Annotated in this window: 13 protein-coding genes and 1 pseudogene; 9 read left to right on the forward strand and 5 right to left on the reverse strand. The window is 70.3% G+C overall.

Features of this window, described 5'->3' with window-relative positions:
• Nucleotides 1–58: 58 nt before the first annotated feature.
• The gene (locus BN11_RS12200; protein ID WP_053084091.1) at nt 59–2674 is read right to left on the reverse strand and encodes a DUF4153 domain-containing protein; all 2616 of its coding nucleotides are present in this window, start codon (nt 2672–2674) and stop codon (nt 59–61) included.
• A 10-nt stretch (nt 2675–2684) separates the two neighbouring features.
• Nucleotides 2685–3365, reverse strand: coding sequence for a response regulator transcription factor (locus tag BN11_RS12205; protein ID WP_048698102.1), 681 nt, complete (start codon nt 3363–3365; stop codon nt 2685–2687).
• Nucleotides 3366–3452: 87 nt separating this feature from the next.
• Between BN11_RS12205 and rimM the strand changes: the two genes are divergently transcribed.
• Both rimM and trmD read left to right on the forward strand, forming a co-directional pair.
• Nucleotides 3453–3983 (forward strand): ribosome maturation factor RimM, encoded by a 531-nt coding sequence (rimM, locus tag BN11_RS12210; protein WP_048701359.1) that lies wholly within the window; start codon nt 3453–3455, stop codon nt 3981–3983.
• 4 nt (nt 3984–3987) lie between these two features.
• Nucleotides 3988–5202, forward strand: coding sequence for a tRNA (guanosine(37)-N1)-methyltransferase TrmD (trmD, locus tag BN11_RS12215; RefSeq protein ID WP_048698104.1), 1215 nt, complete (start codon nt 3988–3990; stop codon nt 5200–5202).
• 10 nt (nt 5203–5212) lie between these two features.
• On the opposite strand, the gene BN11_RS12220 is transcribed toward trmD, so the two are convergent.
• The 3 genes and pseudogenes from BN11_RS12220 to BN11_RS26150 all read right to left on the reverse strand — a co-directional run.
• Complete coding sequence (locus BN11_RS12220) at nt 5213–5971, reverse strand: ABC transporter permease (protein WP_048698106.1); 759 nt, start codon at nt 5969–5971, stop codon at nt 5213–5215.
• 60 nt (nt 5972–6031) lie between these two features.
• Nucleotides 6032–6253: a hypothetical protein gene (locus BN11_RS12225; RefSeq protein WP_048698108.1), complete on the reverse strand. Its 222-nt coding sequence runs from the start codon at nt 6251–6253 to the stop codon at nt 6032–6034.
• A 74-nt stretch (nt 6254–6327) separates the two neighbouring features.
• Nucleotides 6328–6495: pseudogene (locus BN11_RS26150) on the reverse strand (hypothetical protein); the annotation flags it as partial.
• A 310-nt stretch (nt 6496–6805) separates the two neighbouring features.
• Here BN11_RS26150 and rplS point away from each other — a divergent pair.
• The 7 genes from rplS to BN11_RS23740 form a co-directional block, all read left to right on the forward strand.
• On the forward strand, nt 6806–7162 hold the full coding sequence (gene rplS, locus BN11_RS12230; RefSeq protein WP_048701361.1) for a 50S ribosomal protein L19: 357 nt from the start codon (nt 6806–6808) through the stop codon (nt 7160–7162).
• Nucleotides 7163–7241: 79 nt separating this feature from the next.
• Nucleotides 7242–7946, forward strand: a complete 705-nt coding sequence (lepB, locus tag BN11_RS12235) for a signal peptidase I (protein WP_048698109.1) — start codon at nt 7242–7244, stop codon at nt 7944–7946.
• The gene (gene lepB / locus BN11_RS12240; protein ID WP_083433718.1) at nt 7943–8767 is read left to right on the forward strand and encodes a signal peptidase I; all 825 of its coding nucleotides are present in this window, start codon (nt 7943–7945) and stop codon (nt 8765–8767) included. Before lepB (BN11_RS12235) ends, lepB (BN11_RS12240) begins: the two co-directional genes overlap by 4 nt.
• Nucleotides 8764–9513, forward strand: coding sequence for a ribonuclease HII (locus BN11_RS12245; protein ID WP_048698111.1), 750 nt, complete (start codon nt 8764–8766; stop codon nt 9511–9513). Before lepB (BN11_RS12240) ends, BN11_RS12245 begins: the two co-directional genes overlap by 4 nt.
• The gene (locus BN11_RS12250; protein WP_048698114.1) at nt 9510–9824 is read left to right on the forward strand and encodes a DUF2469 domain-containing protein; all 315 of its coding nucleotides are present in this window, start codon (nt 9510–9512) and stop codon (nt 9822–9824) included. Before BN11_RS12245 ends, BN11_RS12250 begins: the two co-directional genes overlap by 4 nt.
• A gap of 158 nt (nt 9825–9982) precedes the next feature.
• Nucleotides 9983–10360: a YraN family protein gene (locus tag BN11_RS12255; protein ID WP_048698116.1), complete on the forward strand. Its 378-nt coding sequence runs from the start codon at nt 9983–9985 to the stop codon at nt 10358–10360.
• Nucleotides 10357–11577 (forward strand): YifB family Mg chelatase-like AAA ATPase (locus tag BN11_RS23740; protein ID WP_053084092.1); only part of this gene is annotated, 1221 nt, incomplete at its 3' end. The genes BN11_RS12255 and BN11_RS23740, both read left to right, overlap by 4 nt.

The following is an 11577-nucleotide window of genomic DNA, read 5'->3' on the forward strand; positions in this document are numbered from 1 at the left end:
ATCGGTGTCAGCACCCGATCGGTGTGAGGACCCGATCGGTGTGCGGACCCGATCGGTGTCAGGAACCGATCGGGGCGCAGGAGCGGGAGGCCTGCCCGGGTCCGACCTGGGCGAGGGCCGCACGCGCCCGGACGCGGCCGAGGTTCCACTCCAGCGCATCGTCCTCGGTGAGGAACTGGCCAGGACCGTTGCCGAGGATGCATCGCTTGTCCGCTGGCGACAGAGTCGACGCGGCGACCGCGGGGGCGGCGTCGGCGGACAACGAGGTCAAGTAGCTCCCGTCCAGCTTGCCCGTCGCGGCATACCGCTGCAGGTTGCGTTCGGCCACCCAGGCATCGGGATTGAGCAGGCCGAAGCAGAGCACCAGGGCCGCACCCGCGACGACCGCCGCGGTGGGGATCCAGCGACCCCGGAAGGTGATCCCGGCGACCATCACCATGACGACGACGATCGCGACCCAGGCCTCGAAGAAGTCGACGAGCAGCCGCAGCGTGGTGTAGCCGAAAGCCTGCTGGTAGAGGTGCATTCGCCAGAGGGCGGATGCGACGACGGCGAGCGTGAGAATGCACAACAGGCCGAGGACGACCCGCAGCAGCAACCGGTCACCGGGATCGGCCTGCGGGACCTTGCGCACCGTGAGGGCGACGACCACGAGCGTCAGCACGGTCGCGACGGTGAGTTGGCCGAACCCCTGGTGGACGTAGTCGGCATACGTCAGCCCCGTCGCTCGCTGGACGAAGTCGTGGCCGCCGAGCCACGCGCTGGCCTGGGCGATGATGAACAACAGGTAGGTCGCGACGATCAGCCCGACCGGGACGAGCCACTCCCAGGGATGGGCCAACGGCCTGCCCTTCGGAAGGGTGAGGGCTTCGTCGCGAATCGGGTTGATGGCCAAGTACATTCCCGCGAGCGCGACTCCGCCGAAGAAGATCCCGACGAAGAGGCGGGCGACGAAGGTGTCGACCGTCAGGTCCGGGATGAGGACATCGACCCAATGGCCGAAGATCGCATCGGCCGAGGCGAAGAGGCTGCCGAAGACGGCGAGCGCGAGGAGACTGATGGTGGCGGTCCGGGCGACGCGCCACCACTTGGTGGCAGTGCCACTGCGCGCCAGTGAGCGGCCGAGCCAGGGCAGGCCGCGGATCCCGGCGGTGGGCCACGCGGCAGCGGCCCCCATGAGCCCGTAAGCCGAGGAGACGGGGACGATCGTCACGACGATCAGCAGGGCCGCGGCCAGGATCGACAGGGGCACAACGACTTCCGCGGCCCGCAGCGTAGCCAGCGCCGCGAGACCCACGCCGAGGACCGCGGTGATCGCGGTCATCCAGGTGCGTCGCCTGGCCGCCATCACGACGGCGGCGCCGGTGGCGAGCAGGACCACACTCCACGCGATGCCGGTGTCCCGTTCGGGCAGGAGGAGCCCAGCCATCGCGCCGACCAGCGCTGCCAGTGCGACGAGGCGGGGTCTGCCCTCGCGCACGGTCTCTGGCCACACGCGGCCGAAGAGACCGTCGATGACCGGGCCCTCGGCCGGACGTGGCCTGCTCGCGACTGCCCGTTCGGGTCGTGCGAGATCGAGCGGGATGGGCGCCCCCGGTGGCCTGCTCGAAGGCGCGCGTGGCGGGGTCGGTGGGCCGGGCGGCATACGAACTCCTGCAACGGAATCGGGGCGGATACGGGTCGGGGGATCGGTGGGCAGCATCAGGCGGAGCCGCGCGCCGCGGCGGCCGGGCTGGGGGTCGATGGCGGCGACGGTGCCGCCGTGGATCTCGGCAACCCAGCGGGTGATGGCCAGGCCCAGCCCGGTGCCGCCCGCCGAGTCGGTGCCGAATCGCTCGAAGATGCGGTCGCGGTCGGCCTCGGCGATACCGGGGCCTCCGTCGGCGATGTCCAGATGCCAGCGATCGGGTGCGGCCGTCGCGGCCGTGAGCGTCACCGTGGTGCCGCTGGGGGTATGCCGCGCGGCGTTGTCGAGCAGATTGGTCACCGCCTGGCGGAGCCTGGCGGGTTCGGCACGGACTGTCAGCGTCGGGGGCCGCACGTCGATCTGGGTGGTGACGGGCCGTCCGCCCGCGGCATACTCGGCCACGACCTCGTCCAGAAGTTCTTGCACGGCAACGGATTCGAGTCGCAGGTCGGTGACGCCCGCGTCCAGCCGGGAGAGCGTGAGGAGGTCGGTCAACAGGTCGCTGAGCCGGTCGGCCTGACCCAGCGCCGACTCGAGGTTTGCCGGGTCCGCAGGTGTCACGCCGTCCGCCATGTTTTCGAGGAGCGCTCGCAAAGCCGCTGCGGGAGTGCGCAATTCGTGGGAGACCGTGGCGATGAGCTGCCGGCGTTGCTGGTCGGCGTCCTGCAGATCGGTGGCCATGGCGCGGAACGCGCGAGCCAGGTCGGCGACCTCGTCGTTGCCGCCCACGGGGATCGCGCTCGTGTAGTCGCCCTGGGCCATCCTGCCCGCAGCCTGGGTCATGGCCCGCAGCGGTGCCGTCATGCCAGCGGCGAGCCACTGCGTGACCGCGAGGGCGACGGCGATGGTCACCGGGACGACGAGCCACGGGGTGACCTTGCTGTTGGCCCCGACGGTCGCGATGACGGTGGCGAAGAGGACCGAGACGGCGACCAGTGCGCCGAGCTTGATCTTCAGCGAGGCCGCGCGGGCCAGTGGTGAGGCCATGTCAGTGGGACTAGCTGAGGGGCTCGAGGGCATAGCCGACGCCGTGGACGGTGCGGATGCGGTCGGCGCCGATCTTGGCACGCACGCCTTTGACATGGCTGTCGACGGTGCGTGTGCCGGACGCGTCCGCCCAGCCCCAGACCTCTTCCAGCAGGCGCTCTCGGGTCAGCACGTGACCGGGGCTGGCTGCGAGCATCGCCAGCAGGTCGAACTCCAACGGCGTGAGGTGGATCTCCTTGTCCTGCAACGTGACCCGCCGTGTCGTGGGATCGACCACGAGATCCCCGACGGTCATCCCGGACGCTGGGCTCGCGGCGAGTTCGCGAGCGCGTTCGACGCGGCGTAGCAGCGCCTTGACGCGGGCGACCAGCTCGCGCATGCGGAACGGCTTGGTCAGATAGTCGTCGGCGCCCACCCCGAGACCGACGAGGATGTCGGACTCGTCGTCGCGGGCGGTGAGCATGATGACCGGCACCGGCCGCTCGGTCTGGACCCGCCGGCATACCTCGATGCCGTCGAATCCCGGCAGCATGATGTCGAGAACGATCGCGTCGGGGCGGTGAGCGGCGTGGAGTTCGACAGCCTCCGGCCCGGAGAAGGCGGACACGACGTCATACCCCTCCGCGCGCAGCCGGTCGCTGACGGCCTGATTGATGACGGGTTCGTCCTCCACCACGAGCACTGTCGGCATACCAACGACCCTAGGCGGCGCCCCGTGACGCGATCGGGTTGCTCTTGTGTGGGTTTGGTGCAGATCGGCGGATGGGACAATCGTCGCGTGAGTGTTCTGGTTGCGCGCATCGGCAAGCCGCACAGTCTGCGCGGTGAGGTCACCGTGCAGACCCACACCGACGACCCCGATGGGCGCTTCGTCCCAGGGGCCGTCTTCGCGACCGAGGCGCAGCCGGGCACCGGGGTCCCGAGGGCGCTGACGCTGCGGACCTCGCGTGTGCACAAAGGCATCTGGCTGCTGGCCTTCGACGAGATCCCCGACCGCACGGGCGCCGAATCCCTGCGCGGCACAAAGCTGTTCGCCGACGAGGGCGAGGCCGGCGACGACGCGGACGACGACGGCTGGTACGAGGACGAACTCATCGGGCTGCGCGCGGTCGACCCCGCCGGGACCGAGCTGGGCGAGGTCGTGGGTCTCGACATCGGCCCAGCCCAGGACCGGCTGATCCTGCGCCTGGCCGACGGCACCGAGGCGCAGGTGCCCTTCGTCGAGGCGATCGTCCCGGAGGTCGACACCGAGTCCGGCCGGGTCGTCATCGACCCGCCGCCCGGGCTGCTCGACCTCGGGCGGGAGTGACATCGTGCGCATCGATGTCGTCACGATCTTCCCCGAATACCTTGCGCCCCTGGACCTTTCGCTGATCGGCAAGGCGCGGCGCGACGATCTCCTCGACCTCGCGATTCACGACCTGCGCCAGTTCACCCATGATCGGCACAACACGGTCGACGACACGCCGTACGGCGGCGGCGCCGGCATGGTGATGAAGCCGCAGCCGTGGGCCGAGGCGCTCACTCATGTCGGTGGATTGGCCTCCGGCGCACCGCGATTGCTCGTGCCCGCCCCCTCGGGACGACCGTTCACGCAGGAGTATGCCCGGGCCCTCGCCGAGGCCGAGTGGCTCGCGTTCGCGTGTGGTCGCTACGAGGGGATCGACGAGCGGGTCTATGCGTATGCCGCGGACGCCCTCGGGTGGGAAGTGGTCCCGGTCTCGCTGGGCGACTATGTCCTGGGTGGGGGTGAGGTCGCCGTGCTCGCGATGGTCGAGGCGATCGCGCGGCTCATCCCCGGCGTCGTCGGCAACGAGGAGTCCCTGGTCGAGGAGTCCCACGAGGGTGGACTGCTCGAATATCCCGTCTACACCAAACCCGCCACGTGGCTCCCGCAGCCACCCGCGGCGGCGGCGGCGACGGCATACGACGTGCCCGCGACCTTGCTGTCCGGCAACCACAAAGCCATTGCCGACTGGCGCCACCAGCAGCGCCTGGAGCGCACCGTCGCCCGGCGCCCGGACCTGCTCGAGGCCGCTGCCACGGTGACGGGGCTCGAGGACCTGGAGGGCGGCCCCGCGACCCCCGCCGACATTCCCGAACTCATCGTCCTCACGCGGGCCTGCTGGGTGCCGGAGGCCCTTGACGCCGGCACCGTCGACTTCCCGCCCATGACCGACGGACCCGCGGAACACGCTGCGGCACTGCAGGATTGGTCCACGTGGGTGTGGCGCAGCAACGGGCGGCTGGTCGCCTCCGGCCGCGGCCGGCGCGACCCCGACGACCCGTCGGTGTGGCAGGTCGGCCGCCTCATGGTCGCCCCCGACCTGGCCGGCCGCGGCATCGGCCGCGCCGTCCTCGCATTCATCGAGTCCCTCGCGCCGGCCGACGTCACGAGCTATTGGATCAACACCGCCCGCCGGGCCGAGCGCAACCAGCGCATCTACAAGAAGGCCGGCTACCGGCTGGCGCCCTGGGAGTCGAAGGTCCACCCGGCGACGGTGGATCTGGTCAAGAAGCGTCGCTAGCGGCGGCTCCTCAGGGCCGCAGACTCGCGCGCAGGTCGTCGGGCAGCAGGAGGGAGCGGCGCATCAGTTCCTCGGCCACGACAGCCGTGACGGTCTGCGCCGCCATGATGCCCATGAGCACGAGAACCTGCGCGGCAGCGGCCTGGGCCGGCGAGCCGCCGCCGAGGAGGACCCCGATGAACGCGCCGGGCAGTGTGACGACGCCTGCGGTGCGCACTTGATCGAGCCCGGGGATCAACGCCTCCGGGATGTGGCGATGGATCACCTTGCCGATCGCCGCCCGGCGCTCGAAACCCAGGGCCAGCCACGCGTCATACGACTCGCGCTCCTCCCGGAGGGCTTGGAAGGCGCGGCGGCCGACGAGCGTATGGCCGTTCATCGTGTTCCCCGTCAGGATCCCGAACACCGGGATGAGGGCGATCCCCGTCGGCGGGATGGTGCGGGTGAGCAGGATGATCGCCGCCACCGGCAACAACCCGGCGAGGATCGCCACCGTCGCCCACGGCCAGGCGTTCGCCGCCCCCACCCGGCGCACCGTCGTCACCACGGCAACCGTGAACATCCCCGCGAGCACCAGCAGCGACAGCGGCAGGCTCCCCACCACCGCGGTGATGACGAGCGCGGCGAGGCTCAGCTGCGCCAGCGCGCGGGCGGCAGCGACGAGCGTGGAACCGATACCGGGGAGCCGGCCCACGGCATAGGCAGCGACGGTGACGGCGAGCAGAAGCACGATGGCCAGCGCGACCGGCCAGCCCGGGTTGATGCTCACCTCGTCACCGTAACCCCGGTCCTCAGCAGGCGCGCCCGCCGGCAGGCCCCCCCCCCGCCGCTACGCGGCGCCCAGGCGCACCCGGCCGAAGTCGCCCGCGTCCAGCCCTTTCTTCAGCGCCGGATACGCGCGCACGAAACCCAGGGCGCCTGCGCTCATCCCGAGCAGCGCCCAACCGGCGTCCCAATGGCCGGCCCCGACGCCGGCGACGGCCGTGCCGGAGCAATAGCCAATGTCGTCGAGGAGGATGTCGCCGTCACCGAAGTGCGTGTCGCGCCCCACGACGATCTTGGCGCCGGTCGCCTCGGCGAGCGGCTTGGCCCCGATGACGAGTCCTCCTGGCGGTGGGTCTCCAGGACGTAGCGGATCGTCAGCCCTTCGGTCCGCGCCGCGGCGAGGATCTTCTCGAGATCTCGTCCGGGGTCGACGACGACCGCCTCGCCCGACTCGCTGTCGCCGACGAGGTAGCTGACGCTGGCGATGCCGGGTGTCTTGAAGCGTTCGAAGCTTCCGGGTCCTCCCAGGGGCCATCGAGTTCATACCCCCCACCGTATGAGGGTCAGCGCGCGGATGGGGGATCGGAGTGCACCCGTCGTCAGCCTCGTGGAGCGCGTCACCGGGTGGGTCACCCGCAGGGGTGACTCGACGTGGAGGCGGGCGATTTCTCGGTATGCCGCCCGCTCTGGCACCATTGGAGGGTTGCCATCAGCCTTTGCGCGGCCCCTGCCACAGGGGGAGTGCGGTTCGCACGCGGCCCGGCGGGCGGCATACGAAGAACTCACTGACGAAAGCACGTCGCTGGCCTGTGGCAGCGGCGGGAAAGAGATGAACGCCATGCAGCGTTTCGACGAGATCGACAAGGCTTCCCTGAAGTCCGACCTGCCCGCCTTCCGCGCGGGCGACACCGTCAAGGTGCACGTGAAGGTCGTCGAAGGCAACCGCTCTCGCATCCAGGTCTTCCAGGGCGTGTGCATCCGTCGCCACGGCGGCGGCATCGGTGAGACCTTCACCGTCCGCAAGATCTCTTTCGGCGTCGGCGTGGAGCGCACCTTCCCGCTGCACACCCCGATCATCGACAAGATCGAGGTCGTCACCCGCGGTGACGTGCGCCGGGCCAAGCTCTACTACCTGCGCGAACTGCGCGGCAAGGCCGCCCGGATCCGCGAGCGCCGCGAGACCCCGGCCAGCTGACCGCCCCCACGACGCGGACCCGCCGAGACCCTGATGGCCGACAGTGGCTGTCAGGGTCTCGCGTTAGGCTGACGCCCCTATGACTTCCGAGGCCGTCACCCCCGAAACCCGAGCCGCCGGCCGTGCCAAACGCAAGCCGTTGCCAGTGTGGGTGCACTTCCTGATCGCCCTCGCTCTGGTGGCGGTGCTGCGCAATTTCGTCGTGCAGTCCTTCTATGTGCCGTCCGGGTCGATGATCCCGACGCTCGAGATCGGCGACCGCGTCGTGGTCTCCAAGCTCGACAACACCTTCGAGCGTGGCGACATCGTCGTCTTCGACGGCACCGACACCTTCGGCGGCGGCGCCAGCCAGCGTTGGGAGGGAACTTTCGGCAAGGTCGCCTCGGGGATCGCAGGCATCTTCGGGATCAACCTGGGCGAGAAGGACTACGTCAAGCGGATCATCGGCGTCGGCGGCGACCATCTCGTCGTGGGCGAGGACGGCACGCTGACGATCAACGGCAAGGCGGTCAACGAGCCTTATCTGGCCGAGGGGGTCAAGTCCTCCGACTACCCCTTCGATGTCACGGTGCCCGAGGGCAAGCTGTTCATGATGGGCGACAACCGCGAACAGTCCGCCGACTCCCGCGCCCACCTGGGCGACCCCGGCGGCGGCATGATCCCCGAATCGGACGTCATCGGCTCGCCGGTATTGCGCTACTGGCCGCTGGGCCGGTTCGGCACCATGGGCGACAGCGCCCACGAACCCAGCCTCGCCGAACTGCCGGCCGGGAGTGCCTCGTGACCTCGACCCCGGGCGCGCCGCCTCCGCACGACCCGGGTCCCGGACCGGAGGCGCGCTACCCGACCCACACCGGGGTCCGGGCACGCGCGGCCGAGCCTGAGCCCGACGCCGGGTCGAGCTCGGCCGCACCGCGGCGCAGCGTCGGCGGCCATCTCGCCGCCTTGGTCCGGGAGTTGCTCATTGTCGGCGTCATCGCCCTGGTCCTCAGTTTCCTGGTCAAGACCTTCCTGGTCCAGGCCTTCTACATCCCGTCCGAGTCGATGGAATCCACGCTCGTCAAGGACGACCGGGTGATCGTCAGCAAGCTCACTCCGAGCCTGATCGACCTCAAACGCGGCGATGTCGTCGTCTTCGCCGATCCCGACCACTGGCTCACGCCCGAGTTGCGCGCCGATCGCGGGCCGGTGCTCAACCGCATCCAGGACCTGTTGACCTTCGTCGGTCTGCTGCCCGACACCGCCGAGGGGCACCTGATCAAGCGCGTCATCGGCCTCCCGGGCGACAAGGTCGCCTGTTGCGACACCGGCGGCCGGCTGACGGTCAACGGCGTCGCGATCACCGAGCCCTACGTCAAGCCCGGTGAAGAGCCGAGCGAGATCACCTTCGACATCACCGTCCCCAGCGGCCGGGTCTGGGTGATGGGCGACAACCGCGGCCACTCCAGCGACTCCCGACTGCACGACGGCGACGGCAAGGGCAACGAAGGGTCGGTGCCGATCGACCTGATCGTCGGGCGGGCCGTGCTGACCATCTGGCCGCTCGATCGCATCACCTGGCTGAGCAACGACGCCGACACCTTCGCGAAGGTCCCCGGCACGTGAGCTCGGTTCGGCGCTCCACCAAACCCTCCCTGCGGGTCGAGCGGGCCCTGCAGCGCGACGGGTATGCCGTGCTGGCCGGCATGGACGAGGTCGGCCGGGGCGCGCTGGCCGGCCCGGTTTCGGTGGGCGTCGTCGTCATCGACGTCACCTGCCGCTCGGCGCCGCAAGGGGTCAAGGACTCCAAACTGCTCACCCCCGGCGCTCGCACGGCCCTCGTGCCGCGGATCCACCGGTGGAGCACTGCGTATGCCGTCGGCCACGCCTGGCCCGAGGAGATCGACCGGATCGGCATCATCGCTGCCTTGCGCACTGCCGGCCGGCGCGCCCTCGCCCAGCTGCCCGTCCGGCCCGACCTGGTCATCCTGGACGGCAACCACGACTGGCTGACCGACCCGGCCGAGGCGGGGCTGTTCGCGGCCTTTGCGCCCGATCCGGCGCCGCCGGTCACGACGATGATCAAGGCCGACCTGAAGTGCTCCTCGGTGGCGGCCGCCAGCGTCCTGGCCAAGGTGGCCCGCGACGCGATGATGGTCGCCTACGCCCGCGAGCACCCGGCATACGGCTGGGACGAGAACAAGGGGTATGCCGCCCCCGGCCACCTCGCCGCCCTCGCCGAGCACGGCGCCTGCCCGCTCCATCGCCGCTCCTGGCACCTGCCGGGTGTCGGCGAGGTCGTCATGGGCGATGATGAGATCGATATCGACCTCCTCGCCGGCCTCGGCGGGGCCGAAAGCGAAATGGCATGAGCAGCGAAGACCTGGAGAAGTACGAGACCGAGATGGAGCTGGCGCTCTATCGCGAATACCGCGATGTCGTCGGCCTCTTCAGCTATGTCGTCGAGACCGAGCGGCGCTTCTACCTCGCCAACGGGGTCGACGTGGCCGTACGCGGCGAGGGCAGCGAGGTCTTCTTCGAGGTCACGATGACCGACGCGTGGGTCTGGGACATCTACCGCCCGGCCCGCTTCGCCAAGAACGTGCGCGTCATCACCTTCAAGGACGTCAACGTCGAGGAGCTTGCCAAGGCCGATCTCGAGGTGCCGAAGGGCCACTTCTAGGGCCCCACCCGAGGCACCCCCGAAGGTTCTCCGCTGCTGCCGCTTGTCCACAGGCGGAACGTCAACTTCGCCCTTTCCACAGCATTTTCCTGCGCTCCTGACACACCCCCCTCCCGCCGGGCATCGTCGTCACAACGACGACGATCAGGGGGACGACCATGCCGGACGCACGGGCGGAGGTGGGCCGCTTCGGCGAGGACGTGGCGGCGCGTTACCTCAGCGATCGGGGCCTGACGATCATCGAGCGCAACTGGCGGTCGGGCACACCCAGGGGAGAACTCGACATCATCGCCCGGGCGCCCGACGGCGACCTGGTGATCGTCGAGGTCAAGGCGCGGCGCACCCTGGGCGTCGGGGCCCCGGTCAACGGGGTCACCCCGCAGAAGCTGCGGCAACTGCGCCGGCTGGCCAACACCTGGCTGCGTGAACATCCGGAGATCCCGGCACCAGGCGTGCGTTTCGACGTCGTCGGGGTGCTGATCGGTCGCGGGAGTTCACCCTCGGTGGTGCAGCACATCCCGGGGGTGGTCGTATGACGCTCGGAGCCACCCACGCCATCGCCCTCTCGGGTCTGCAGGGGCAACTGGTCGAGGTCGAGGCACATTTGAGCAACGCCTTGCCGGGGTTGCTGGTCAGCGGGCTGCCGGACGCCGCCTGCCGGCAGGCACCCGATCGGGTCCGGGCGGCCATCGAGTCCAGCGAACTTGCGCTGCCCAGTCGCAAGATCGTCGTCAACCTCTCGCCCGCGGCCGTGCCCAAGAACGGCAGCGGCTACGACCTGGCGATCGCCGTTGCCGTCCTCACCGCCATCGGTGACGTCGAGCAGAAGCACGTCTCCCGAGTCGTCCACGTGGGCGAACTCGGCCTCGACGGGCGCGTGCGCCCGGTCGCCGGAGTGCTGCCCATGGTGACCGCCGCCGCTTCCGCCGGCATCTCCGATTGCATTGTGCCACAGACAAATCTCGCCGAAGCATCGCTCGTCGAGGGCATCCGGGTGCATGGCGTCCGGACCCTCGTAGACGTCGTACACGCCTACAAGGAGGCCGGGCCACCCACCCGTTGGCCGCGGCAGCTGGTGCGCGCCGTCACGGGCCCGGCCGCCCGGCCGGTGCCCGATCTCGCGGACGTCTCGGGCCAGGCAGCCGCCCGGGCCGCAGTCGAGGTGGCGGCAGCCGGCGGCCATCACCTGCTGCTCACGGGCCCGCCCGGATCCGGCAAGACGATGCTCGCCGAGCGGATGGTGGGCATCCTCCCGCCGTTGCGGCTCGATCAGGCACTGGAGGTGATGTCCATCCGGTCGCTGATCGGCGCCACGCACGCCGAGTCCGAACTCGACGTCACACCACCGTATGTCGCGCCTCACCACGGCGCCTCGCTGGCGGCCATGGTCGGCGGCGGATCGGGGCTGGTGCGGCCGGGTGCGGTGTCGGCCGCGCACCGGGGCGTGCTCTTCCTCGACGAAGCGCCGCAGTTCAAGCAGGACGTCCTGCAGGCGCTGCGCCAACCGCTGGAGTCCGGCCGGGTCGTCATCGCGCGAGCCCGGGCCACAGTGGACTTCCCGGCGCGCTTCCAACTCGTGCTGGCGGCCAACCCGTGTCCGTGCGGCCACGGGCACGGAAAGGCCGTGCGCTGCACGTGCACACCGATGGCCCGCCGTGCGTACGCCGCCCGGCTCGGCGGACCGATCCTCGATCGCATCGACGTCCAGGTCCACGTGCCCGCCGTGACGCGGGCGGCCAGCACGGCGGCCGCG

The sequence above is a fragment of the Nostocoides australiense Ben110 genome (genome assembly GCF_001050535.1).
GTDB classification, from domain to species: Bacteria; Actinomycetota; Actinomycetes; order Actinomycetales; family Dermatophilaceae; genus Nostocoides_A; species Nostocoides_A australiense.